Below are 25,817 nucleotides of genomic sequence, written 5' to 3'. Positions count from 1 at the left end.
ATTGGCACTGTCCAGACCGTCCGGTTCCTGTTAAAATGGGGCAAACATATCAGGGGGTTGGACGGTGGAAGACTTGAAGCAACGTGTGGGTTGCCTGCATGCGCATCACTCGAACATTGCCTATGTGGAACGAGCTTTTGCTTCTTATAAGGTGGAGCTGGTACATTTTGTGGAACCGGGACTTATGCGCCGGGTATCGTCGGACCCGCATTTTTCTTCAGATGATGCCAGTCGCAAGGTAGAAGAGCAGCTGAGCTGGATGTCTCAAAGCGATCTAGACGTTATTTTGATAACGTGTACGAATTATATTGCTTTGGCGGAGAAGGCTCAAGGGTCAATGCCCACACCAATTGTCGCACTGGATGAGCCTCTATTTCATGAGATGTGTGATGATTTGCTGCCACGAACCTTGGTATTCACGAATCCGGCTACCGTAGAGGGCACGATGAAGCGTCTTTATCATACGGCCAATCTATTAGGCAAGCCGGACCTCTCTTCTTTGATAGAGGTCAAGGTGGTGGAGGGCGCTTTTGAACTGATTATGCAGGGACGTAAAGATGAGTATGAGGAATTGCTGGTTCGTTCATTGCATGAATTGAGGAAGGCTGATCCCAGCAGAGGGCTGGCTGTAGCACAGTTATCGATGGTTGATGCTGCGTTGCAGGTGGAGCTGGAGACAGGGCGGACGATTGCCAATCCTTTACGGTCGTTGGCGAATTTACTTGAGGTTTTGTTAGGTTAAATAAGTATAGCTAAAAGAACTTCCTACCCATTTTGGGACAGTGGAAGTTCTTTTTTTTGGAAGTGGGTAGGTGGGGGCACTTCTGTGCGATTCATTAGTGCTCCTGCTGGTCTTGGGTGATGAGCGCCGCGCCTGCCGATTCTCTTTGGACAAGCGTAACGTACAACCGTTCATGCTCCACGTCTTCCCCGGCAATGATTTTGAGAACCTGTTCAGCGGCTACAGCGCCCCATTTGCGCTTGGAGTAGTCTATCGTTGTCAGCCGGGGCTGAATATATTGCGCCAGCTCGATATTATCAAAGCCGACGATATGAACATCCTTGCCAATGGTAAGCTCTGACTGAGCCATTCGATTGTAAAAGCCTACGGCCATTTCATCATTGAGACAAAATACAGCTACAGGTTCCGAATCTGGGCGAGCCTGCTGCTGTAAAATGATCTCAGCCGCCTGCTCGCCGCCCGATTTCTCGAAATTGCCGTCAATTTCGATCATCTCGGCGACACCGCTACGCTCAATGGTCTGCTTGACCGCCTGCATCCGCTGCCAGGAATCATAAGAACCTTCTGGTCCGGTCACAACATGTAGCTTGCGGTGTCCCAATTCCAATAGATGCTCTATGGCGAGCGCGGCACCTGCTTTGTTATCCAGCAGCACCTGGTTAATGTTAGGATGATTCAGTTCGCGGTCCAATACGACAATTTTATGTCCGCGCTCGGCGTAGTTCAGCAACTCCTGACTATCAAACGTCTGATCCAGTACGATGGCACCGTCAATCATGCGTTCTGGCAGCATTCGATGTGATTGCTTGCCGCTGCAGACAATGAGGTCATAGCCCTTGCGGTTCAAAATTTCCTTGATGCCGTACAGCAAATCTCCATAAACGTCTCCGCGAAAATCAGTCAGGAATACGCCAATAATTTTGGTCTGCCTTTTCTTGAGATTCCGTGCGGCGGCATTGGGCACATAGTTAAGCTCTTTGGCAATGGCCAAAATACGTGCGCAAGTCTCTTCTGTTACCTTATCGCTACCGTTCAAAGCATATGAAACGGTAGATATGGAAACGCCCGCCTGTTTGGCGATATCTTTAATGCTGACCACAACGTCACCTCCTTGTGTTCGTCTTATATGTGCTATTGTATATGGATTATTAACCACATATCTATTCAAAATGTCGTAGTTCTACATGCAAGCAGCAAAGGGCGATCCCGCAAGATCGCCATTCCTTTGTTGCCTATACCTGATTTTGCTTATGCATCATTCGATTTATAAAATAATCTCCAGACGGTGTACACCATCATGTTCTGCTAACGCCTGCTCGAAAGTCTCACGTTTGATGCGCAAGGCACCGGAACGATAGCGATTATCATCGGCTGGCTCACTTTCCAGAGGGGCACCGTTCAATACTGCACGGCCTTGCTCACCGCTCGTATGCTCTTGCAGCATGCGGTAGACGAAGGTGATTGGCTTTCCTGCAAAGGAAAATTTAAATTCCAATCCGTCGAGATCGTCCGGCAGCACAGGGTCCAGGATCAGGTCCTCGCCTGACTGACGAATACCAAGGACATTCGATATGAGCTGATTCATGTAGATTCCCGGACCGCTGGAATAGATTCTCCAGCCACCCTTGACGGGTACGGCTCCTTCCCGCAGTTCACCAAACCGTTCCTGTGCTTCATAGCGGGTGTTAAATTTACCGTCCGAGCTGCTGAAATACGCGTTGCTTTGGCGCCATTCGGCATTCGGTACGGTTGCACGGATGCCGACCGGATTGATGAGCTTCAGGCTGTGCCAAGCGTCATCCTTGCGTCCTAACTTGGCCATGGCTTCCACAAAGCGGATATGAGCGTGCACATATTGCAGACCAACCTCACGTCCAAAGTTGGCCGCTTGCTCAGCGCGCTTGAAGTGCGAACTCACACCGCCATCATATTGAGCAGGGCGGTTCATCAGACGCACACCATCCGGGCAGAGGAACTGCTCGCGGATGAGCTGCTCATGAGCCAATGCTTGCTCAGGCGTGAGCAACTGGCTGATCATGCTGCGTGTCATCGGCAGCAAACGGTAGTGGATTCCCGTCTCGGTGTCGGACGGATGGAGCATGAGCTTGGGTTGACCAGGCTCTTCCATATATACAAAGCCTGGAATAATTCCGCTCTCCAGCATGTAGCGATTGAAGTCTTTACGGATGCCGTTCGCCATCTGATGTAAATCTTGTGCAATCTTATCCGCTTCGCTTACTACATTTGCTGGAGCTTGCTCCAACACAGCAGCAAAGTTACGAATCACTTGGTAGGTGAGTGCAACCGTCCAGCTGCTCGCCATGTATTGCTTCAGTTGCGCATTGGCTGGCTGGAGGGTGTCATCCCAATCGCCATCGCCATAAGCCGATAAGTACGTATCATGCAGGAAATTCTCTCGAATATATTCGATTTCCTTCAGGGCATGTTCCATAAGGGTCGCAGTCTGCTTGGTATAATCGAAAGTATGCCGATGGGTGTAAGGCACATTTTCTCCCAGAATACTGTAATCACGGGTAGCGGTCAAATAATCGCCCAGTACCTTGAGCGGCCAAACGATAATATCCCCATGGCTTTCTTCTTGCTGCACGTGAGTATAGTTGTCAAACATAAACCATTGCGGCCAGTTTCCGCTGTCTTCATACTGATGGCTGAATACAGTTAGCAAAATGGAACGAACCTCATCAAACTTTTGCACCGCCGAAAAATATTCCACAGGCCCCTGACATACATCACGTGTTCCCCAGGCTGCTCCGCCGTATTGCTCCAGACCGTGAGGCACAGAGTAGTGGACGAGCATGTTGTGGGTGTACCACCAGGCCACTGCGTTCACACGGAATAGCTCGCTGGTTTCCTGTTGGCCAAGCGTCAGATGGAAGCCATTCATAAGCTCGGCAAAATACTCCCGGTAGCGCTCGCGCTCATCTTCAAAGGAGGCGTGTAGCTCCTTGTGTGCTCGGTCCTTCCCGGTCGAGCGGCCATGCAGCCAGCCCTGTACAATGCAGGTCCATTCGCTGCTGTCGCCCAGTTCCAAAACGACCAGGGATGCATCAGGAGAGGCTCCACCCTGTAGCAGTGCTTGAGCGTCGCTCACATGCTGTAATGGAGCGCCCTCTACGTGCATTCGGTAAAGCAGGTCGGGATAGGCCTCGGCGCTCAGGGAAGCGGAATCAGCTCTAAAGAGCAGGTCATCACCTTCGCGTTCCATATGAAACGGAAGCTCATATTCGTTCACATGCATACACATTTGCTGAGTGATCAGGAATGGATAGGCTTTACCACTTGCCGAGCGCATGTGAAGCCGCACTTCTGGGCTATCAGCATTCGTATGGTTTGTAATAATGAATGTATCGTCAGCCGTTTTGTAATACCAGCGCACATAATTAAAGCCAATCTCAAACAGGGAAGGCATGGTGAGCAGGCGATATTTTCCTTGAATTCCGACGTAGATACGTTGACCGGATGTCTTAGGAATGTTGAGCGCATTACGCACGTTGGTGATCATTTTGTTGAAATTCGTATTGCCGATCACGAGCTGGGAATTGAATACCCCGTACATATAGGAAGTGGTTGTAATGGTTTCTTCCTTACCTCCAGAGTAATGCCCACCCATTAAAATGTGTCCGTGAGGACGCTCTACACGAAGCTCTTTGGATTTGAGTACGACATGCTCATAGCTATCCGTGAAAAAGGAAAGTAGTGTATCGCCATCCCGTTCTTCTTCCTGGCGTTTCGGGAAAAGCTGATTCACTTCGGCATCGGTCAAGTCCAGTGTGCGCAGCGGTTCACCGATGGTTTGAGCTGGGGCCACACGCCCTGCCTGAAGATCACTTGCCGCGTGTGCTGGTATGCTGGTCTCAGAAGCGTCCGCTAGAACGGCAGCTACTTCATCGCGTGCTTTGGTTACCAGGTCCTGATACTCCAGCTTCGTCACTGCAGCCGGATGGCTCGGCTGGAACAGACCGTAAAACGTAAAGCGAGCTTCCCCAGCGAGTTTTACCCGCTCAGATTGCAGCGCTGTATAAGCGAATTCGTATTGATACACTTCATTGGCGAGCGTGTCGCGGCGCAGTGCTTCCGGCTCATTCGTTTCCTTGTAAGAAAGTCCAAAGAACTGAAATCCGTCTGTCGAGTAACCAACAGTGCGGGTTAACGAGCCTTGTTGAATGTATGGGAATGCCTGACTTTGAGGCTGGTTTTGACGTGAGCAAACAGTATAGCCTCTTTGTTCATCATGATAGACAGTATGGTCAATATATTGAGACAAATAAGCTTCATTACTGCGCACAGCAGCGGTATCGGCAATGCCGATATCCTGACCGTACACAATATCTGCTTCAACATCATCGCCCTGTAGGGTTACATCCCAGAACCATACTCCCAGGCGGCTGAGTGTGAAGGTCACCTGATAGCCTACACCGGCAGTGAACCCTTCCCATATAATCTGCTGATCCGTTTGTCGGATTACGCCGGGCGAACGAACTCCCAGCAGAGGAGTGATGCTTACGCCGGAAGGACGATACAGTCTCAAGTACAGATTGTTCAGGGAACCATCGACTGAATTGGTCAACAGTTGGTTGATCATCGTTGAGCCGTGAGCGATCTTGTACACATCACCGCTGCTTAAGAAGGTAAAAGACAGGTCTCCGGCCCGCAGCAAAATATTTTGGTCTAGACTTGTATTCATCAAAGGGAACGCCTCACTTTCCTGTTTCTTTTACTAACCGAAAACGGCCTTCAGTAGTATCTCGGCTGTTAGGTCCTGTAAAGACGGCGAATTCACCGCTGTCACTGTCAAAGCTCAAATCTGCATGATGATAGCGCAGCTGAGGCTCGGTCACTGTAAATTCCACTTCCCGGCTTTCGCCTGGGGCAAGCAGGATTTTGCAGAAATCTTTCAGTTCCTTCATTGGGCGAACCGTATCACCGCTGATATCACGGACATAGAACTGAACGGTCTCCTCGACTGGACGTGTTCCTGTGTTCGTTACCTGCACTCTAACGGTCAGTTCTTGACCGGGAATAAGAGTATCGCCTGAAAGTTGTAAGCTGTCATAGGCTACATCGGTGTAGCTCAGGCCATAGCCGAACGGGAATAAAGGTTCGTTCGGTACGTCTAGATATTGAGACACGTAGCGTTCTGTTGTGTTCGGATCTAACTGCGGACGTCCAGTATTAAAATGATTGTAATACACTGGCACCTGTCCGACCGATTGCGGGAAGGACATCGTCAGACGACCCGTAGGTTCAGCATCACCGTATAACAAATCGGCAATTGCCGCGCCGCCTTCGCCACCAGGGAACCAGGCTTCCAGTACAGCGTCTGCTTCTTCAATGACGCCGTGCAGATCCAATGGACGACCATTAAACAGTACGGCTACCATGGGCTTGTTCAGTGTCTTCAGGCGTTTCACCAATTCCAATTGAGCCTGCGGCAGGCGAATATTTGAACGGCTGCCTGCTTCACCACTCATATCTGAGCGCTCGCCAAGCGCTAGTACGATGATCTCTGCTTGACTGGCAGCATGCAGAGCTTCTGCATATTGCTCCTCTGTTATGTTGTCTACAGAGCATCCTGCCGCTACCGTGAGCAGCGAGGAGGATATTTTCGATTGGAATCCATCAACAACACGAATGGCTTCCTCTTGTGAACCGCTCCATGACCAAGAGCCCAGAATATCGCCGCTCTCTGCAAAAGGTCCGATCAATGCAACATGTTGATTGCGATTCAATGGAAGCACAGAATCATTTTTGAGCAGCACGCATGATTTAATGGCTAGTTCTTTAGCAACCGCACGGTGGGCTTCGCAGAATACCACTTCACGTTCACGCTCAGGGTCTGCGCCGCGTAGCGGATTCTCGAACAAGCCCAGCTTTTGTTTGAGCTTCAATATACGCATCACGGCTTCATCAACGAGCGCTTCATCCAGCTGTCCGCTGCGAATCAACTCAGGCAGGTGCCCATTGTAGCAGGAGGTCATCATTTCAATATCTACGCCTGCCAGCAATGCTTTTTTTGCTGCCTCCCGTTCATCCTCGGCGATGCCGTGAGGAATAAGCTCTTTGATCGCGGCCCAATCCGAAATGAGCACACCGTCAAAACCCCATTCATCACGAAGCAGATCACGCATCAGGCGCTTGTTGCCCGTTGCCGCTACGCCTTCTACGGTATTGAAGGACGTCATCACCATTTCGCAGCCTTCATCTAAAGCAGCTTTGTAGGAAGGGAGATAATACTCTCGCAGCTGCCATGCAGATACATCTACGGTATTGTAATCACGTCCACCTTCACCGGCTCCATAAGCAGCAAAGTGCTTCACGCATGCGGCTACCCGCTCGGTATCATTCGTCAGATCATTACCCTGAAATCCGCGCACAAACGCACGGGCAAATTGACTGTTGAGATAAGGGTCTTCCCCAGTAGATTCCATTACACGACCCCAGCGTGGGTCACGTACCAGATCGACCATAGGAGCGAATGTGACGTGAACACCGGATACGGCTGCTTCCCGAGCAGCGATAGTAGCACTCTCTTCTGCAAGTTCCATATTCCATGAGCAACCCATAGCCAGCGGTATAGGGAAAATCGTTTTGAAGCCGTGTACAATATCTGCCATAATTAAAAGCGGGATACCCAGACGGTTTTTATTCAAATGAGCCTGCTGAACACGAATTGCTTCCTGGGCTCCTGCAAGGCCGAGCACGGAACCAACGTTGTGAACCGTCTGCTCTGTGATGCCGAGAGAAGCCATAGGCCCAGTAATTTGGCCCTCTGTACCCGCTTCTTCAAAAAAGCCACCCACAAGCTGAAGCAGTTGGTCAACTTTTTCTTCAAGAGTCATGTTTTGTAAATACGAATTCAGGTGTTGTTCCATCATAATCCTCCGTAAGCTGTTTGGTTGGTAAAACAGCTCTCTTTTTCAGATTCATGAGATTTTTTGGATAAAGTTGATTCAAAAAAGTGCTGAACAGGCTAATAGCTAGTATAGAAGCATAATCTTCTGTTGTATTATTAATCGAAACGTTTCTATTGTTGGACTCAGTTGGATTATATACGCTTCCAAATGGAGAGTCAAATGCAAAACGGGAGTTTTTTATAGGACAAATAGCGTAATAAAGATTGAAATAAATGAAAAAGAGATGCGATTCCAAGTAAATAAAAAATAATATCCCTATTGAATACGGTTTCAATTTGTTCTATAATGACTATCGAAACGTTTCTATTGATGAGTATGGTCCTTAGGCTTTAAACATAATTGTTATAACGGTATGCTTTAACTGCTATATATTTGCATGTATCAGGATTTTGCAAAATTCGATTTCAGTCGCTCCAAATTGCAATATTTGGACATTGGAAGTCGCTTATTGAATTTTTGCAAAATTCATGTGCTTGAATCCGTTATCATATTGCATGATCGGTAAACTGATCATCTCGGGAGGAATTCGTATGATGAAAAGAACATTGGGAATCATTTTGGCAAGCACCTTATTACTGGGGGGTGCGCTGGTAGGCTGTTCATCCAAGGATGATTCGTCGGGCAAAGATGCAAATGGCAAGACGACCATCACCATGTGGGGAATGGGAGCGGAAGGGAAGTTGCTGCCTGAAATTGTAAAAGATTTTGAAAAAGAAAATCCAGATATTCACGTTGATGTACAGGCGTTGCCTTGGGATAACGCTCACGACAAATTGCTCACGGCGGTTGCCTCAAAATCAGGTCCAGATGTTGTCCAGCTCGGTACATCATGGGTGCCGGAATTAGCATCTGCGGGTGCACTAACAGACATCACGCCTTACATCAGCAAATACCCTGAGCTTGAAGCGAAAAATTTCTTCAAGGGCGCTGTGAGTACGGCTCAATTTGAAGCTAAACCGGTCGCCGTACCTTGGTACACTGAAACGCGAGTTTTATTCTATCGTTCGGACCTACTGAAACAGGTTGGATACAATGAAGCACCTAAAACGTGGGAGGAACTGTCCGATGCTGCTCAAAAACTAGCAGCTCGGGGTAAAGGCAAATATGGTATCTCCTTTAGTGCAAAGGAGCAGTCTATGGGCTTTATGTTTGCTCTCCAGAACGGTTCCAAGCTGGTTGACGAGCAGGGCAATCCGCTATTCAACCAAGCACCGTTTGTAGATGCTGTGAAGTATGTAAATACCTTTTTCCAAAATGGCTCTAACGCAGTGGATATTGGAATTGATTCCGTTCAAGGTTTGCAAGGCGAGGGGATCGTTCCAATGTTTATCAGCGGTCCTTTCATGATTAAAGAAATCAAGAGCAAGGCACCAGAACTGGAAGGCAAGTGGAATATTGCGGAGCTTCCTGGCAAAGTAAACAACCTATCCGTTTTGGGTGGAGCCAACCTTTCAATTATGAAATTCAGCAAGCACCCAGAGGAGTCAGCCAAATTCCTGGCTTACATGAGCAAACCAGAAACACAACTGAAATGGATGGAGCTGTCCAGTAACTTGCCTGCGACTACTAAATCGTGGGAAGATGCCAAAATGAAGAGTGATCCGATGCTTCTGACGATTCGCAAACAGCTGGATCATTCCGCAGCATTGCCGCAACTGGCTGCATGGGAAGAGGTTTCTCAACAATTTATCAAGAGCTTTGAGCGTATTTACCGCGGTCATGCCGATGTACAGAAGGAAATGGATGACTTTAATCAGCAGGCTGCAAGTATAATGAAAAAATAATGATCCATATCCGTCATTGTCAAAGGGAGTGAAGGCATGAAAGGAAGCTCGCAGAAGCTTGCGCCATACTTGTTTATCGGTCCCTCCATCATCCTGTTAACGCTGTTTTCATTATTGCCGATACTACTGGCGCTCGTGATCAGCTTCACGGATATGGATCTGTCCGGACTCGTTAATTATGAAAGTATTCGCTTTATAGGATTGGAAAATTACACGAACGTGCTTTTGGACCCTTCCTTTTTGAAGTCCATTGGGAATACGTTGTTCTTTGTTATCATTGGCGTTCCGCTGGTGCTGATATTTTCACTCAGCATCGCGATTCTGATTAACATGGGTAAATCACGTGCTTTCAAAGTATTCCGCGTCGTGTTCTATCTGCCGTCCGTAACGAATGTGGTTGCGGTCGCAGTGGTTTGGAGCTATTTGTATAATCCGACGCTTGGATTATTCAACTACGTACTTGGTCTGGTGAATTTGGGTCCCGTCCCATGGCTGACCGATCCAACAGTAGCGAAAATTTCGCTGATTGTGTTAGCGGTTTGGCGGGGCATCGGTTTAAACATGATTATTTTTATTGCGGCTATTAAAGGGATTCCGGGCTCTTATTATGAAGCTGCACAGCTTGACGGGGCCAATACATGGCAGCAGATTCGTTATATTACACTTCCGCAGCTTCGTTACGCTATTTTCTTCGTGTCCATCACGACGATGATCGGCTGGCTGCAATTTTTCGAGGAACCTTTTGTCATGACCAAAGGGAAACCGCTGGACGGCACGCTGACGGCATCCTTGTTCATTTACAATAACGGCTTCCAATTTAGTAAATTCGGGTATGCCGCGGCGGGATCGTTCATTCTGTTCTTCGCGATCATCGCGGTAACGCTGATTCAGTTCCGTTTGCAAAATAAAGCGGAGTCCTGATAGAGAGAGGTGATGAACGTGAAAACAGCTGTTCAGCAAGCCCGCGCCAATACGCGCAGTGGTGAAAAAACATTTCAATGGTTCGTGGCGATTCTCCTGACTGTGGGAGGTCTGTTGATGGTGCTGCCTTTTGCGTGGATGATTTTATCCTCCTTTAAGACAGAGGGTGAGGTAACCAAAATTCCTCCAACCATCTGGCCGGAGCATTTTACACTGGATAATTTTAAAATCCTATTCGATAGCATGGCGTTTGGAACCTATCTGACGAATACGCTGATCATTGTCTTAGCTTCCTTCTTTGGATTATTCCTTAATGCCATGGCGGGCTATGGTTTTGCCAAATTCCAGTTTAAGGGCAAAGGCTTTCTATTCTATCTGGTGCTGGCAACCATGATGATTCCAGGTCAAGTGACGATGATTCCCGTCTATTTGATTCTGAATCAGATGGGGTTGACCAATTCCATGCTGGGGATTGTGCTTCCTGGATTGGTGGGCGCGTTCGCGATCTTCCTCTTCCGGCAGTTCATGTCCGATATCCCGGAAGAACTGCTGGAGGCGACACGACTTGATGGAGCAGGGGAGTTCCGCACTTTTTTACAAATCGTGCTGCCCATTTCGACGCCGATTATTGCGGTACAGGCGATCCTGACCTTCATCGGTGGATGGAACAGCTTCTTATGGCCGCTCATTATTGCGAACGATGAGAAGCTGTACACCTTGTCCGTAGGTTTATCACTGCTCAAGGGACAGAACGAAAGTCAATTTGCCCTGCAAATGGCGGGCTCGACCTTTATGGTTGTTCCGATTATGATTATCTTCATTATTTTCCAAAAGTATATTATCGAGAATTATACAATTTCGGGAATTAAGTAGGGGTATAGGGTGAAAGCAAGTTTAGTCACCAGAACGAGTAGCGGAGCTTCTCTTTAGGAGAGAAGCTCCGCTTTTTTGCTTTACATGGATATATTTATATATGAGTTAGACAATATTGATGGGATAATGTACGAATTTTTCGTTTTAGTCTGTAAATCCGGGTCGTTGTCGCCGTAACTGAAATATTATATTTTTCAGCGAGGAAGGAAACAGGCAGTTGTTGACAAAAGTAATCCTGATAGAGCGTATATTCAATGTTGGAAAGCTGCATCAGTATGCTAACAATCACCGTATCCACATCTTCCAGCTTTTGATTCTCCCACTCCTCCTCTACCGAATTCGAAAAACCACATATTTTCTCACATTCAAGCGTAGTTTCATGCTTTCTTTGCGTATAGTAGCACCTAAATGATTTATATATGAGATTCCTAGCCGTAAGGTACAGCCATCCCTTAACATTGGGGTGATGCTTGAGCTTGACCAATTGCTGTCTTGCCGCTACAAAAGTATCTTGTGTACATTCTTCTGCCATAAATTTAAAACAAGATTGATTCTTGATTAAATGCATACAGAACCGATATACCTCACTCAGATACAGTTCACAAATTTTTTTGTAAAAGCATCTGGAACTACCTCTGCATTGATCCTCTTTGCAACAGTCAGTAACCATCGTGGTCGGCATTTGTTCAAGCCCCCTTTGGACGGATAAAAAGATAAATGACTTTTACATGTTCCAATTGTATACATTAATACCAATTTTGAAGAATGACAAAAATCATATTTAATCTCGCAAATGTGGAATTACTAGAACAGTTAAGAGATATTTTAAGGTGATTTTGATTCCGATACGGAATTAGTTAATAGGGGGAGAGGGCGCACCAGCTGAAGGGGGAAAAGGATGAAGGATTCTGTAGTATACAAACACTTGGCAGCAACCTTTAAACCTCATTTGAAGACAGTCGTGATCATTGTGACATGTCTCATCGTATCAGCGGGCTTGAATATATTGTTGCCTTTGACAAGCAAGACTATTGTAGATCAAGGTCTCTTGAAAGGAGATATGCGGGCTGTAGTCCTGTACACTTCTGCTGCGTTCTTCATCGTTTGCTTGGACAAGCTGCTGAATGTGTGTAAAGAATTCTTTCGGGCAGGCTTAAGCGCACAGGTTACTTTTTCCTTATTTGAAAAGGCGTATCTGCATCTGACAAGAGTCCGAATGAGCTATTTTAAACGAACCAACGAAGCTGAACTGTTGAACCAGATTAGTACAGATGTAGGTAATGTTTCAAGGATCACAGATAGTGGAGTGTTTTTTACTATTATGCAGGCGTTCAGTATGATTGGTGGTTTATGTGGTCTGCTGCTTATTAGTTGGAAAATGACTGTAATTGTGCTGTGCTTTTTGCCTATCAAATATGTTGTAGTGAAGTATTTTGTGAAGCGCAGAAAAAGACTGGTGGGGGATTTGATTGAAGGCAGCAGTGATTTTGCCCAGTGGTTTGGGGAATCTGTCGGGGGTATGAAGGAGCAGCGGATGTTTGGTCTTATCCCTGGTAAGCATCAGCAATTCTCATCCAAACAGCGGCGAATTGTAGATTCGGAACGGAAACTGTCTCTTCTGGATGCTTGGAATATCGCTTCAGAATCGATTGTAATTCAACTTCTGATGATGCTTGTGTATGTTGTTGGAGCTGATCTTATTTTTCGTTTACAGCTCACTGTAGGTGGTATTTTTGCCTTTGTTACTTACAGTGCTTATGTTACCACTCCCATTTTCGCTATTTTAAACATTGGCTACATGCTGGCCGAAGTTATTCCTTCTGCCGTGCGATACTATCAGTTTTTGGATTGGGCAGAGGAAGAGACATCTAATTCAGTCCCTGTTGCGTCTGTTCTCCCTGAGCCGCCTCCTGAGGACCACATTTCGTTTCATCATGTTTCTTTTTCATATACCAAGGATGAGCCGATCCTATCCGACGTGAACTTTAGGATTGCCCGGGGGGAAAAGATAGCTATCATAGGAGCAAACGGGGCAGGAAAGTCTACGCTCTTGGATTTGATGATGAGGTTCAGCCAGCCTGATCAGGGGATGATCACTTATGACGGCATGGACGTTCAAAGCTATGAAATAGATGAGTATCGAAGTCAGATAGCCTTGGTCAGCCAGCATTTATATTTATTTGATACTACTCTTTTTGAAAATATCCTCTTAGGCACAGAAGTCAGTAATGAAGCGATAGAGGGAATTATCGCGGAGGTTGGTCTGAAAGATTTGGTTCACAGCTTCGCAGATGACTTCCCAATAGGCTCGAATGGCTCCAAGCTGTCGGGAGGGCAAAGACAGAAAATAGCCATGGCCCGGGCATTGGTCAGAGAAGCGCCATTGTATATTCTCGATGAGGCGACTTCCCATTTGGATGTGGCAGGCAGGCTAAATGTCCAACAATTGTTGAAGACCCGATTGCGTGACAAGACCGTAATGATCGTTACCCATCACAGTGAGATATTAGCGCATGTCGATAGAGTTATTTTGTTGGAACGTGGCAAACCACTCCAAATCGGAACACATTCACATTTTATGACCTGTCATACGGAATACAGAGGATGGATATCAGAGAAAGAAGAGGTCCCTATAAAATGATGAAAAAAAACAAACGCTTTCATCGTGTGATTTAACACTATGTAAGGAATTAGTATGGGTGAACACCCGTTTTAATCATATTAAAAAATGAGAGGAGTAGTTTTACATGCGCAAGCTTGTGAAAAGAAGTACGAATGTAGGCGACACGATTGAGGCATTTGGCTGTGGTTGTTCCTGTTATTGTCCTTGCTCCTGTTATTGTGCTGGCAGTTTGACTCGAAGCTCCAATACATCGCGAGAAAGTGACGGTTCTTATCGCAGAGATAATGGAACGGGAATTGGTAATTATTAAGTTTATATTTGTATGGAGGAGCCTGGAAATTGCAGGCTCTTCTGTCCACATCAAAACAGAGTAGGTGTGAATCATGAACATGTGCAAACCTTTTATATACACGTTTCAGACGAGACTCCACCATTATGTATATGATGTAAATACCAATTTAATCTTACGGATTAAAGAGGAGGCTTATCATTTTCTGAATTCGCATTCCAGTTTCGACCTGGATGAGATGGATGCTACACCGGAGTTGCAGCAGTATATCCGTGACTTGTTGGATAACGGATTTTTATCTTCGCAGCGTCCACAGATTATGATGCATCCGAAGACGAAGCACTTGGAGCATATGCTTCAGCATCAGTTGAAGACCCTAACTTTGCAGGTCACTCAAAATTGCAATCTTAGATGCTCTTATTGCGTGTATTCAGGAGGATATGAGAATCGGGGTCATACCAGTCTGATGATGGATTTTGAGACAGCGCGCAAGTGTATAGATTTTGTCATTGATCGGTCAGTGGACAGTGACCGCTTGGACTTTGGTTTTTATGGGGGAGAACCGCTTATTAATTTCCCTTTGATCAAGCAATGTGTTGAATATATCAAGGAGCAGGTAGCATACAGAGATGTGGGTTTTCACTTAACGACCAATGGTACGCTGCTTAATGAAGAGATTTTGGACTTTTTGGATGAGCATCATTTTGTGCTGACGATCAGTCTGGACGGAGATCAGGAGAATCATGACAGAAACAGACGGTTTGCTGTTAACGGGCGGGGCTCGTTCGATACGATCATTGCCAATGTAGACACAATTAAAAGGAATTACCCTGCTCTCTTTGAATGGATTAATTTTAATGTGGTGCTGGATACTCGCAATGATTTTGGTTGCATTAACGACTTTTATACGAACTATGAAACGTTCGAAAGTCTGTACAGTGTGAGGTCTTCCTACATTAATGATGCTTATGTGAAGGATGAAATCTTGTACAGGAATGAATTTATTGAGCAGAGGGGTTATGAGGTTTTTAAAATGATGCTCTTCAAGTTTGGAAGAGTAGATGAAAGCCATGTCTCCAAACTGATTAAAGACTATTATATTCAGATTTATTTCCGAATGTTTCATTATAGAAAGCCTTCGGCGGGGATGCCTATAGAAGCACATCATGGCGGACCCTGTGTGCCCGGTGTTCAACGCCTGTTTGCTGATGTACATGGAAACTTGTTTCCATGCGAACGGGTGAGTGAGCAGTCGGAGGTCGTGCAGATTGGAAAGGTGGACACTGGCTTTGAAATAGATAAAATCAGCCAAATTTTAAATGTAGGGACGGTTACGGAGGATGCATGTAAAGACTGCTGGAACTTCCGTTTTTGTACGCTATGTGTGGCTGTAGCAGATGATCTGCACACCTTGTCTAAAGAAAAGAAGCTGAGTCACTGCTCTGTAGTTAAGAATGATATCAGGCATACCTTACTTGATTTTTGCATGATGAATGAGCTGGGATATGATTTCTCTGAGGATACGATCCTTGATTTTGAAAAAGCATGAGGGGTGTCTCCATGACGAATAAATTAATCATTTTTCCATTTGATTATGAAACGATAGCTCTGGTTAGAAACTTGAACTTATTAGGAAGTTATGGGGAAGTTGTACTTATTTCTTTTCAAGGGTCGGGTATGATCGGGAAAGATGCCTGTGTGGTGGACAAGGGACAAGTAACAGGCCTTATCGTGAAGCCGGTGTCTTGCTTGGAACAGGAATTAGAGAGCTGTGATGACATTTTACTGGTACAATCTAACTTCAAGCTGGATGTAGCTGAGGTGTATCTCCCAGTGATCAAGAAGGCTGGACAACTTGGAAAAAAAGTTATGTTTAATTTCACTTTGCCAGACTCATGTATGGAACTCATTCAGCCCGGTGAGGAGCATGGCTACAAGCTGATTTTAAAAAATACATTTGATGTGCGCACGGAACATATTTCACCACCGGACCCGTCTTCCGCCATACATGATTTTTTTACACCGGTTATGTTTGTAATAGGTCTGAACGAGCGAACCCATAAGCTTAATTTGCAGCTTAACATCCGACAGAAGCTTGAAGCACAAGGATATCAGGTATCGCAAGTGACATCTAACGGATGCGGAGAGCTGATAGGTGCGCATTCTTTCCCGCAGTTTATGTTTGAGGGCGGGATGACCGAGACGCAAAAGATTATTATGTTTAATCGATATTTGAAAAAAATAGAGCAGAGTGAAAAGCCGGATTTGATACTCGTAGGTATCCCAGGCGGGATTGTTCCTTTTAATAACACATTCACGAATTATTTTGGAGTAACCTCATTTTTGGCATCCCGTGCAGTTAGACCCGATGGGCTGATCTGTTGTCTTCATTATGATGAATATAATCTAAAATACCTGGAGCATGTCAAACAATACATGGAAAATCGCTTTTCCTCTTCATTGCTGGGATACGCCTTGAGTAACAATGTATTCGATAGCTATTCTTCTTCCTCAGTGAATTTGCAATATGCTTCTGTTAATCCTCGTTTTGTGGAAGAGAAAAAACAAGAGTTTTCCAGTTATCCCGTGCCTATACTCAATCTGTCTAGCGATGAGGATATGGGCAAGCTGACGGAGGACATTTTACACTATTTTTCGGTCGATCATCATGTAGCTCAGTTCTAATGGAGGGAAGAATATGAACTTTACTCAGGATGTAACAGAAACACGAGCTAAGCTGGAAAATGTATTTGGGGAACTTTTTAACATCAAAGCGAGCGAGATCAATAAAGAGGCTACTTTATTAGGGCCAGAAATGAGGTTGTTTCCCCGAGATCTGGTATATCTATTATTTGAGGTGGAAAAAAGATTCGCCATCCAAATTCCGGAGGAGCGTATATTGGAAGGGGGGTTGCTTACATATAACAGCTTGTATGAGACGATAAAGGATTGCTTGGCAGTGGAAAAGGAATGAAGGATTTGTGAAAATGATGATAAAACATACAAAAACATACAAAAAAATCCGATATACCTCTAGAATCACTTATTAGAAGAGAATTGGAGGTTTTAGGATGAATGTATCTTTTACATCATCTCACCAATCGCCGTTCCGCACCGCAGATAACAACCGACTTGAACTACGGCATCCACTTTCCGCGCAGGCTGAAAGAAAGAGTATAGGCAAGCCGCAAAACAAGATTATTCAACAATTGACAGAGCAAAAGCAAAATTTAATGGAGAGGCGTTCGGACTATGTAAGTAATGCCCTCAAGCGTGGTCTCGGTCCAGAAGCTGTAAAGGCTGAAATGGAAGAGATCGATAAGCAGATTCAGCAAATTGATGAGAACATTCAAAAACAGTCACTGGAAGAACAAAAAAAGGCCTTAGGCATGGATGAGGACAGTAAAAAAGAGGCTCAGGAAGGTAAAAAGGAACAATATATACCCAAGACTGCTGAGGAACAGAGACAGAATCTGATCACCTATACCATGCATGGTATAGTATCTGCAAACAATGAGTTGAAGAATGCCAAAATAGCTAAAATGGCACAAATCACATTGGGAAGCGAGGCTAAGGGCTGGGAAAGCACTAACCCTGCAAAATCAGCGGCTTTGCGTGAGAAGGCAGAAGGGCTTGACGGAAAAATTATGGGAATCGCTGCGAGTATTAATGAGCGCATCAGTGAAGCCGCGAATAATGCACCGACGATGACTGAACGGGATGAGCCAAAGGATGAGAAGGAGGTAAGTCCAGAGGCCGGCAGAGTGTGGACTGAACAAGAAATCAATGCCTACCAGGATTCGGCTAAAAAAGAGGAGAAGGCTGCAGGTACGAACGTAAATATTGCAGTCTGATCCAGTTATTTTGCGTATAGTACACGAACTAGGAGGGTGCTTATAGACGAACGCTAACGTTCGTAGAGGCACCCTCCTCTTACTTAATGAAATGGAACAGAGCAGTGAGAACCATTTCGCGATCCGAAGGAGGAGGGGGAGAAACAATGAATGCCAAGATACATGTAGCCATCATTGACGATGGGGTGAATGCTGACTTCCTGAACTCTCATTTATTATACGACGTCGAAATAGCGCATGGGGGCGCAGAAGATGGGCGTAGCTTAAATCACGGTACGCTGTGTGCTGCTATTGTACAAACGTATTTCCCGGATGCGATGATTAGCAGTGTGAAAATAATGAACGATAGAAAAGGAAATGCGGTGCAGCTTTGTGCCGCACTGGATTGGTGTGTAAAGCATGGGGTACAGGTAGCGAATATGAGCCTGGGAAGCATAAAGTATCGGGATCGAGAAATGCTGCGAGAAGCTGTAAATGATGCAGCTAGAGCAGGACTGATTATGGTATGTGCTGCACAAAACGGGGGGCTTCTTACTTATCCGGCTTCTTTTGCTAATGTGATTGGAGTACGCTGTGACCGAAGCGGCATACTTATGGTAGGGCAATATACATATGATGCTGAAAAAGCTTATTCAAGTGGTATTGAATTTACCGCTTTTGCCAGACATGAACTGGTAGATTCAACGGGAGGGATTGTGCGCTGCTCCAATTGCAATAGCTATGCCACTCCATTCGTTACGGCCCAGGTGTGTAAAGCTTTGCAGCAGTCCAAGCATGTTCCTTCTATAGAGAAGCTAAAATATATACTGTATGAGAATAGCTACCGTCCGATACAGGATACGGATTTACCTGTAATCCAATACAAACATCCAGATTGGATACGACGTGCACATGTGTTTAAGGGGGAGGGTGTAGTTGGCTCGGTAGCACCTTATTATTTTCAGACCCCATATGAAGCCCAAATTCCTCGCACAAAAGTAGCTGCATTCATCGAACAAGCGATCCTCCGGGAGCAGGAGCAGCAGCCGGATTCAGCCTTTAGGACGGGAAAATGGAGTGGGGATCTGACAGATACGATTGTCTTGCTGGGCACAATGGAACCAGAAGAGTTGCAGGAAGTGGAGCAATTGGCTGTGCGTTATAGAAAACATGTCGTTTATATCTCTACAAGTCAACGCCACACTCCTGCCCCGCCTTTTTTATCTGACCATTTGCGCTGGTGGCAGCAAGAGGATCATTTCTTTATAAAGCAGGAGGAGACGATTGCGATAGAAGCTTCTCACATTCCGCTTATTTGCATGTATTATAGCAAGGAGTTTGATATCCTATATTTTTTGCATGTGCTGAGAGATTTCTTTGCCCGAGATGGATATCAAAGCTGGATCGTGGTAGACCAGCCTACCGCTATGCTGCATGATATGGAGTATTTGCCTCTTAAAGCTGCAATCCATGGATTACAGGCATTAATAATCGCTGCCGGGGCAATGGCTTATAGTGCGTATACGGATATTGCCATTTTCTGCGTAGAGGCTCAGCATATTTCAAATTGGAGCAAAGAGCAAGATGTATCAGGGGTTGATATTGAGCTTTCTGTGATATCTGTAGCAGAGGCTGACAGCATTCAAATCTCTATACAGACAGAGCAGCGATATTCGCAAGAATGGGTTTTTCCGGAGTTAAACGAGGGAGATATAGGTCGTTTTTATACAAGTTTAGAGCAGCTACTGGTAAACTGATATATAAAATACGTAACCAAATACTTATCGTTTAATATTATTTGATTAATATATATATTAAGTATTTAATAATAATATTGACTATGTTAATTATGGTGTGTTATATTGAAAGCGTTAATAAAATGGCTTGTTAGCTTTAGGTACAACAAATTTTATTTTCGCATTCAGAGAGGATGGTTTAGGTGGCAGCAGCTGTAAAAGCAAAGATGATCGTAGACAAGTCTTTTCGTATTGCTGAAGTCGATAAACGCATTTATGGTTCTTTTGTAGAGCACCTCGGGCGTGCTGTATATGGTGGTATTTATGAGCCTACTCATTCAACCAGTGATGAAAGCGGTTTCCGAAATGATGTTAAAGAACTGGTAAAAGAACTAGATGTTCCTATTATACGCTATCCGGGCGGTAATTTTGTATCCGGTTACAATTGGGAGGACGGCGTTGGCCCTGTCGCATCCAGACCTAGACAGTTAGAGCTGGCGTGGAGAACGGTCGAACCGAATGAAGTAGGGACGAATGAATTTTTTAAATGGGCCCAGGATGTTGGCTCCGAAGTAATGATGGCGGTAAATCTGGGTACGCGTGGTATTGATGCGGCGCGTAATTTGGTGGAATATTGCAACCATCCAGGAGGCTCCTATTGGAGTGATTTACGTCGTAGTCACGGTGTAGAGCAGCCACATAAGATTAAAACCTGGTGCCTTGGCAATGAAATGGACGGTCCATGGCAGATTGGTCACAAGACAGCAGAGGAATATGGTCGTCTGGCTGTAGAATCTGCAAAAGCTATGAGGCTGATTGACCCTGACATTGAACTTGTATCCTGTGGGAGCTCCAGCTCCACGATGCCGACGTTCCCGGAATGGGAGGCAACCACACTGGATCATACGTATGAGGTAGCTGACTATATTTCCCTGCACCAATACTACGGCAACCATGACAATGATACGGCTAATTATCTGGCACGTTCTATGGACATGGATCATTTTATTCGTACAGTCATTTCGACTTGTGATTATATCAAAGCGAAGAAACGCAGCAAGAAAAAAATGATGCTCAGCTTTGACGAATGGAATGTGTGGTACCACTCCAATGATGCGGACAAAAAAATTGATCCATGGTCTGTGGCACCACCGCAGCTTGAGGATATTTACAATTTTGAAGATGCATTGTTGGTCGGCAGCATGTTGATTACGTTCCTGCGTCACGCAGACCGTGTAAAAATGGCTTGTATGGCTCAGCTGGTCAACGTTATTGCACCAATCATGACCGAAAATAACGGAAAAGCGTGGAAGCAAACGATCTTCTATCCGTATCTCCATGCCTCTCGTTATGGTCGTGGGATATCGCTGATGCCTGTAGTGGACTCCGAAAAATACGACTCCAAGGACTTTACAGATATTCCATATCTGGATAGTGCTGTGGTTTATGATGAAGAGGGAGATGCGCTGACGGTCTTTGCAGTAAACCGTCACTTGTCTGAATCGCTGGAGCTGACGGTAGATGTACGCAGTTTTGAGGGTTACCGCATTGTCGAGCATACTGTGCTGGAGCATGATGATCTCAAAGCGACCAACAGCCCAGCTGGTGAAAAGGTTACGCCTCATAACGGTGGCAATGCCAAGCTTGAAGACGGAATTGTAAAAGCTCATTTGGGTAAAGCCTCGTGGAACGTGATCCGTCTTGCTAAGTCTCATTAATTCTCTTCATAAAAGAACGGACTAGGCTATGCCTAATAAGCCCGCATTCTCTCTTGTAAGGCTACTACAAGAGAGAATGCGGGCTTTTTGTATAAAATGAGTCATTTGTCCCTCCATCGATCTAGTGCTCGAAAGGAAGGGAAAATTTTAATAAATATTATGTTTATTCCTAAATTTAACTAGGAAAAGATGATCCTTATTCACTAAGTGTTCGTGCTTCATTCATTTTTGTGAAGTTAATTAGACCCAAGACCGACATTCCCGGGTGAAAAAAGACCCTGTTATACCGTTGTCAATGAATTGATATCTGAAACGAGGGTGTGCAATCCGACTTGAATCCACGTTATACTTTAAAAGATAGCTATTTTTTAAAAAAAGATGGCTGTAGCATTTCGAGAAAGGAATGATCTCTATGAGTCAAACGGACGAATATCGTTTTCAAGTGAATTTGGGCGGCATGATTGATATTTTGGCCAATCATTTATATAGCAGTCCACGAGTGTTTATACGTGAAATACTGCAAAATGCAACAGATGCGGTCACAGCTCGCAAGGAGCTGGGGAAGGCTGCTGCTGAAAGTAAACCATTGAAAGAAGACAATACTCTTGGAGATACAGCTTTTGAGAGTAACGACTATGAAGGCAAAGTCATCGTGGAGCTATCCGGTGCCGGGGACCAGCAGGTATTGATGATTCAGGATAACGGGATTGGATTGTCGGAAGAAGACATTCACCGGTTTCTGTCGATCATCGGGCAGTCTTCCAAGAAGGGAGCTGACTTGCTGACCTCGGAGACTTCATTTATCGGGCGTTTTGGGATTGGTTTACTGTCTTGTTTTATGGTGAGCGATGAGATTGTAGTACTGACCCGTTCGGTGAAGGAAGGCGTCTCTATGGAATGGAAAGGGAAGCCGGATGGGACATATACAATTCGTCGATTAGAGACCCAATTGCCTACAGGGACGCAAATTTATTTGCGCTGCAAGCCAGGGAGCGAGTTTTATTATGAGCCAGCTCAGGTGAAAGATTCTTTATTTTATTATGGAGCCTTGCTTCCCTATCCTGTCCTGCTGTCTGTAGACGGGGAGACCAAGCAGGTCAATCTTCCATCGACAAGCTGGATGCAAGACCCGGAACAATTACGGAGCCGCCGCGGTGAGGTGCTGGATTTAGGCTATCGTCTGATGGGTGAGCGCTTCAGTGATTTTATACCGCTACGGACAGCATCGGGTAGAACAGGCGGGATTGCATTCATTTTGCCTCGCAGTGTTAATCTGAACAGCAAGCGGCTGCATCGGGTGTACTTGAAGCATATGCTCGTGTCTGACAAAGCGGAAAATGTATTGCCAGAATGGGCATTTTTCATTAAAAGCCTGATTTGGACAGATGAATTGCAACCAACGGCATCACGTGAATATTTTTATGAAAATGAGCAGCTTGATGCGGTTCGTTCTGAATTGGGGACCTGTATTCGCGAAGAACTGCTACGCATGGCGGAATATGAGCCAGACCGCTTGCAGCACTGGATTCGTTTGCATGAGCTGTCCATGAAGGCGCTCGCGGTTGAGGATGATGAGTTTCTGCGGATTATGCATTGCTGGTTTTCCTTCGAAAGTACATTTGGGCGGCGCGAGCTGAGTGAACTGATCCGAGAGGCGGGCGGACGTCCGCTCCATTACACGGCGACCGTGGATGAGTATCGCCAGATTACGCATGTGGCGGCAGCGCAATCGATGCTGGTGATCAATGGCGGATATATCTATGATGCAGGAATTTTGGATAAGCTGCACTGGATCGACGCTACCCTGCAAACAGAGCGGCTCAGCCCTGAGGATGTATCTTTATCATTTACCGGACTGACGCAGGAAGAGCACACAAAGTATTACGGTGTGCTGTGTGTGATGGATGCTGCATTGCAGCCAATGCGTTGCCGTGCTGAGTTGAAGCGTTTTGAGCCTGCGAGCTTGCCTGTGCTTTACACCATTTCACAGGATGCACTAACCTTGCGCTCCATGGAACACACAGTTGAAGAGACAACTTCACTTTTTTCCAATGTGCTAGATAGTCTAAAAGCGGGAGTCCAGCAGAACGCGGGCTACTCGACCTTGTATTTTAATTTCAACAACCCGGTAGTGGCGCGAATTTTTGAAGCTACTGATACACAGATGATTACGGCTGCCACAGAAATGATGTATGTGAATGCACTTATGATGGGTCACTATCCGATGAACCGCAGTGAGCTGGAGCTGATGAACCGGAGTGTGCTGCATTTTATCAATTGGGGATTAGGGAACGGACAGAATACGTAATTGCGTAATAAAGGAGGATTCAAATGGAAGAGACGATATATGAATTGATGGAGCAGGCGCAGGATATGCCCGGAGGGGCGGCGAAGCTGGCGATTCTGGAAGAGGCTGTTCGCTTGGCGGATACTTCAGGTTTGAAGGAGCTCGCTTATGAAATTCGGGGAGAGATTGTAGACTGTGCTATTTTTAACGGATATCCATTGAAATCACTGATTGCTTTTTCATGGCAGTTGGGTCAATTTGACCAAAATCCAGAGGAGTACGACCCCGTTGAGCTGTTGTGGAACTACAAATGGATACTCGGGAAGGTGTGCAGCTTTTCCAATATATCGAAGACTCAAATCGAAGATTTGGTGGAGGATATGCGCAGACGTTATGCCGAATACGGGTATAATGAGCGTCCATATTACTATTATAAGTTCCGCATCGCGATGGACATGGGGGAACTGGATGAAGCACGGCAGTATCTGGATATGTTCCGCGTGATTGAGCCAGACAGTATGAGTGATTGTGAAGCCTGTGAGCAGAGCCAGATGGTGAGGTTCTATTACTTGACCGGAGAAGACGAGCAGGCGCTTGCCGTGGCAAAACCGATTTTATCGGGACGGATGAGATGTGCAGAAGTACCGCATGTGACGCTCTCGCAGGTGCTATTGCCGCTGTATCGTCAAGGCGAGGTTGATCAGGCGAAGGAGCAGTATCGCAAAGGCTATCGCCTGGTGCGTGATGACCGTGACTTCCTGAAAACGATCGCAGAGCATATGGAGTATTTGACAGTTGCAAATCCGATTGAAGGCATCGGAGTGGTAGAACGTCATTTGCACATAGCACTGGACTATGAGAGCGGATTGGAGCAAATGTATTTTTACGCAGCGATGGTGGGGTTGCTGCAAAAGCTGGATACTTCGAGCAAACTTCGTTTGATTCGGATGCCTGCGTCTTTTGAATGGGGAAAACAGGAACGTACATTAGAAGAGATCATCGCATATTTTAAACCTCTGGCAGAGTCAGCAGCAGCCGAATTTGATCGACGGAATGGGAATACATTTTATTCGGATTGGATCGGGAGGATCGTTCAACCCGCGTAGAAGAACAGGCATCTGGGATGAATATTTTATACAGCCCAAACAATGAACGAGTACAATATTCTTGTTAGAAATGACAGGAGGGATTAGATCGTGACTATGACCCGGAAGGTGATTAATTTTGCACATCGCGGAGCTTCGGGGGTATGTCCTGAAAATACGATGGCGGCTTTCCGCCACGCGTTGGAACTGGGGGCAACAGGTATTGAAACGGATGTGCAGCGTACCCAAGATGGGCATTTGGTGCTGATTCACGATGAGTCACTGGAGCGCACGACAGGTTGCCCACTAGATGTAAAAGATATCACGCAGGAAGAATTAAATAAACTGGATGCAGGCAGTTGGTTTGATGAGAAATTCCGAGGCGAGCGGGTACCGATGCTGGATGAGTTACTGGAACTGGCCCAGTCCTCGGATACCATTATTAATCTGGAATTGAAAAATAGTGTTCATCTCTATCCAGGGATGGAGGAAGAGGTTATTGCCGCTGTGAAGCGTTTCGGATTGGAAGAGCGGGTGATCTTATCCAGCTTCAATCACGAATCGCTCGCGCTCTGTGCGCAGATAGCCCCTGAGATCAAGACAGGAGCGCTGTATATTGAAATTATGGTTCGCCCATCGGAATATGCAACCCAATTCGGGGTTACAGCACTTCATGCCTATAAGCAAGTGGTTACACCAGAAGCTGTGTCTGAGGCCTTGGCATTAGGTGTCGTCTACCACCCATGGACGGTGAATGAGCCGGAAGAAATGGAGCGTCTGCTGGAGGCTGGAGTGAACGGCATCATTACAGACTACCCAGATCGATTGGCGCACATTCTAGCTGTCCACTCTTCTTAAGAGGAAGGCGCAGCAAAACTACACTACTACTAGAGATTGTACGGAAATAGTAGTAGAAATGTATTGAATGAAAAAAGACTCTCCTACGTACTCGCTTTCACGAGACAAGGAGAGTCTTTTTTTGCTTGAGCCG

General features: G+C 45.8%; 19 protein-coding genes. 15 read left to right on the top strand and 4 right to left on the bottom strand.

Annotated elements, in window-relative coordinates:
• Positions 1-64 precede the first annotated feature (64 nt).
• A complete protein-coding gene (locus tag ACXHJ1_RS05095) occupies positions 65-742 on the top strand; it encodes a hypothetical protein (protein ID WP_457905708.1) in 678 nt (225 codons plus the stop codon).
• Positions 743-836: 94 nt separating this feature from the next.
• Here ACXHJ1_RS05095 and ACXHJ1_RS05090 read toward each other — a convergent pair whose 3' ends face one another.
• From ACXHJ1_RS05090 to bglX, 3 genes are all read right to left on the bottom strand, one after another.
• On the bottom strand, positions 837-1,841 hold the full coding sequence (locus ACXHJ1_RS05090) for a LacI family DNA-binding transcriptional regulator (protein ID WP_107734466.1): 1,005 nt from the start codon (positions 1,839-1,841) through the stop codon (positions 837-839).
• A gap of 165 nt (positions 1,842-2,006) precedes the next feature.
• Positions 2,007-5,447, bottom strand: a complete 3,441-nt coding sequence (locus tag ACXHJ1_RS05085) for a GH36-type glycosyl hydrolase domain-containing protein (protein ID WP_457905707.1) — start codon at positions 5,445-5,447, stop codon at positions 2,007-2,009.
• 13 nt (positions 5,448-5,460) lie between these two features.
• Positions 5,461-7,635: a beta-glucosidase BglX gene (bglX, locus tag ACXHJ1_RS05080; protein ID WP_107734468.1), complete on the bottom strand. Its 2,175-nt coding sequence runs from the start codon at positions 7,633-7,635 to the stop codon at positions 5,461-5,463.
• A 572-nt stretch (positions 7,636-8,207) separates the two neighbouring features.
• Between bglX and ACXHJ1_RS05075 the strand changes: the two genes are divergently transcribed.
• The 3 genes from ACXHJ1_RS05075 to ACXHJ1_RS05065 are packed head-to-tail and all read left to right on the top strand — an operon-like array spanning position 8,208 to position 11,255.
• Positions 8,208-9,461, top strand: coding sequence for a sugar ABC transporter substrate-binding protein (locus tag ACXHJ1_RS05075; RefSeq protein WP_165083199.1), 1,254 nt, complete (start codon positions 8,208-8,210; stop codon positions 9,459-9,461).
• A 36-nt stretch (positions 9,462-9,497) separates the two neighbouring features.
• Positions 9,498-10,382, top strand: coding sequence for a carbohydrate ABC transporter permease (locus tag ACXHJ1_RS05070; protein ID WP_016820227.1), 885 nt, complete (start codon positions 9,498-9,500; stop codon positions 10,380-10,382).
• 18 nt (positions 10,383-10,400) lie between these two features.
• Positions 10,401-11,255, top strand: a complete 855-nt coding sequence (locus tag ACXHJ1_RS05065) for a carbohydrate ABC transporter permease (RefSeq protein WP_013368987.1) — start codon at positions 10,401-10,403, stop codon at positions 11,253-11,255.
• Positions 11,256-11,349: 94 nt separating this feature from the next.
• Here the strand turns inward: ACXHJ1_RS05065 and ACXHJ1_RS05060 are convergent, their stop codons facing one another.
• Positions 11,350-11,937 (bottom strand): RNA polymerase sigma factor, encoded by a 588-nt coding sequence (locus ACXHJ1_RS05060; protein WP_107734469.1) that lies wholly within the window; start codon positions 11,935-11,937, stop codon positions 11,350-11,352.
• A gap of 216 nt (positions 11,938-12,153) precedes the next feature.
• Here ACXHJ1_RS05060 and ACXHJ1_RS05055 point away from each other — a divergent pair, with 216 nt between their 5' ends.
• From ACXHJ1_RS05055 to ACXHJ1_RS05005, 11 genes are all read left to right on the top strand, one after another.
• Positions 12,154-13,896: an ABC transporter ATP-binding protein gene (locus ACXHJ1_RS05055; RefSeq protein WP_107734470.1), complete on the top strand. Its 1,743-nt coding sequence runs from the start codon at positions 12,154-12,156 to the stop codon at positions 13,894-13,896.
• Positions 13,897-14,002: 106 nt separating this feature from the next.
• Positions 14,003-14,188, top strand: a complete 186-nt coding sequence (locus tag ACXHJ1_RS05050; RefSeq protein ID WP_080561119.1) for a CLI_3235 family bacteriocin precursor — start codon at positions 14,003-14,005, stop codon at positions 14,186-14,188.
• 73 nt (positions 14,189-14,261) lie between these two features.
• Positions 14,262-15,716, top strand: a complete 1,455-nt coding sequence (gene ccpM / locus ACXHJ1_RS05045; RefSeq protein WP_457905706.1) for a Cys-rich peptide radical SAM maturase CcpM — start codon at positions 14,262-14,264, stop codon at positions 15,714-15,716.
• Between the two features lie 11 nt (positions 15,717-15,727).
• The gene (locus ACXHJ1_RS05040) at positions 15,728-16,852 is read left to right on the top strand and encodes a TIGR04066 family peptide maturation system protein (RefSeq protein WP_107734472.1); all 1,125 of its coding nucleotides are present in this window, start codon (positions 15,728-15,730) and stop codon (positions 16,850-16,852) included.
• A 13-nt stretch (positions 16,853-16,865) separates the two neighbouring features.
• Complete coding sequence (locus tag ACXHJ1_RS05035; protein WP_019685874.1) at positions 16,866-17,141, top strand: peptide maturation system acyl carrier-related protein; 276 nt, start codon at positions 16,866-16,868, stop codon at positions 17,139-17,141.
• A 97-nt stretch (positions 17,142-17,238) separates the two neighbouring features.
• Complete coding sequence (locus tag ACXHJ1_RS05030) at positions 17,239-18,021, top strand: muscle M-line assembly protein unc-89 Uncoordinated protein 89 (RefSeq protein WP_167438547.1); 783 nt, start codon at positions 17,239-17,241, stop codon at positions 18,019-18,021.
• Between the two features lie 146 nt (positions 18,022-18,167).
• Positions 18,168-19,757 (top strand): S8 family serine peptidase, encoded by a 1,590-nt coding sequence (locus ACXHJ1_RS05025; RefSeq protein WP_164964970.1) that lies wholly within the window; start codon positions 18,168-18,170, stop codon positions 19,755-19,757.
• A gap of 182 nt (positions 19,758-19,939) precedes the next feature.
• Positions 19,940-21,454, top strand: coding sequence for an arabinosylfuranosidase ArfA (gene arfA, locus ACXHJ1_RS05020; protein WP_016820228.1), 1,515 nt, complete (start codon positions 19,940-19,942; stop codon positions 21,452-21,454).
• 412 nt (positions 21,455-21,866) lie between these two features.
• Positions 21,867-23,762 (top strand): HSP90 family protein, encoded by a 1,896-nt coding sequence (locus tag ACXHJ1_RS05015; RefSeq protein ID WP_457905705.1) that lies wholly within the window; start codon positions 21,867-21,869, stop codon positions 23,760-23,762.
• Positions 23,763-23,785: 23 nt separating this feature from the next.
• Positions 23,786-24,847, top strand: a complete 1,062-nt coding sequence (locus tag ACXHJ1_RS05010; protein ID WP_457905704.1) for a hypothetical protein — start codon at positions 23,786-23,788, stop codon at positions 24,845-24,847.
• A gap of 90 nt (positions 24,848-24,937) precedes the next feature.
• Positions 24,938-25,684: a glycerophosphodiester phosphodiesterase gene (locus ACXHJ1_RS05005; protein WP_430208764.1), complete on the top strand. Its 747-nt coding sequence runs from the start codon at positions 24,938-24,940 to the stop codon at positions 25,682-25,684.
• Positions 25,685-25,817: the final 133 nt, after the last annotated feature.

The sequence above is a fragment of the Paenibacillus sp. ALE2 genome (genome assembly GCF_054113385.1).
The sequence above is the reverse complement of the archived record's forward strand: the minus strand, read 5'-3'. Positions and strand labels throughout refer to the sequence as shown.

What these genes read in the sequence shown, in the direction of transcription:
- ACXHJ1_RS05050 (WP_080561119.1), top strand. Translation starts at nt 14,003, where the DNA reads ATGCGCAAGCTTGTGAAAAGAAGTACGAATGTAGGCGACACGATTGAG.
- ACXHJ1_RS05060 (WP_107734469.1), bottom strand. Translation starts at nt 11,937, where the DNA reads ATGCCGACCACGATGGTTACTGACTGTTGCAAAGAGGATCAATGCAGA.
- ACXHJ1_RS05085 (WP_457905707.1), bottom strand. Translation starts at nt 5,447, where the DNA reads ATGAATACAAGTCTAGACCAAAATATTTTGCTGCGGGCCGGAGACCTG.
- ACXHJ1_RS05025 (WP_164964970.1), top strand. Translation starts at nt 18,168, where the DNA reads ATGAATGCCAAGATACATGTAGCCATCATTGACGATGGGGTGAATGCT.
- ACXHJ1_RS05015 (WP_457905705.1), top strand. Translation starts at nt 21,867, where the DNA reads ATGAGTCAAACGGACGAATATCGTTTTCAAGTGAATTTGGGCGGCATG.
- ACXHJ1_RS05035 (WP_019685874.1), top strand. Translation starts at nt 16,866, where the DNA reads ATGAACTTTACTCAGGATGTAACAGAAACACGAGCTAAGCTGGAAAAT.
- ACXHJ1_RS05070 (WP_016820227.1), top strand. Translation starts at nt 9,498, where the DNA reads ATGAAAGGAAGCTCGCAGAAGCTTGCGCCATACTTGTTTATCGGTCCC.
- ACXHJ1_RS05055 (WP_107734470.1), top strand. Translation starts at nt 12,154, where the DNA reads ATGAAGGATTCTGTAGTATACAAACACTTGGCAGCAACCTTTAAACCT.
- bglX (WP_107734468.1), bottom strand. Translation starts at nt 7,635, where the DNA reads ATGGAACAACACCTGAATTCGTATTTACAAAACATGACTCTTGAAGAA.
- ccpM (WP_457905706.1), top strand. Translation starts at nt 14,262, where the DNA reads ATGAACATGTGCAAACCTTTTATATACACGTTTCAGACGAGACTCCAC.
- ACXHJ1_RS05030 (WP_167438547.1), top strand. Translation starts at nt 17,239, where the DNA reads ATGAATGTATCTTTTACATCATCTCACCAATCGCCGTTCCGCACCGCA.
- ACXHJ1_RS05075 (WP_165083199.1), top strand. Translation starts at nt 8,208, where the DNA reads ATGATGAAAAGAACATTGGGAATCATTTTGGCAAGCACCTTATTACTG.
- ACXHJ1_RS05040 (WP_107734472.1), top strand. Translation starts at nt 15,728, where the DNA reads ATGACGAATAAATTAATCATTTTTCCATTTGATTATGAAACGATAGCT.
- ACXHJ1_RS05010 (WP_457905704.1), top strand. Translation starts at nt 23,786, where the DNA reads ATGGAAGAGACGATATATGAATTGATGGAGCAGGCGCAGGATATGCCC.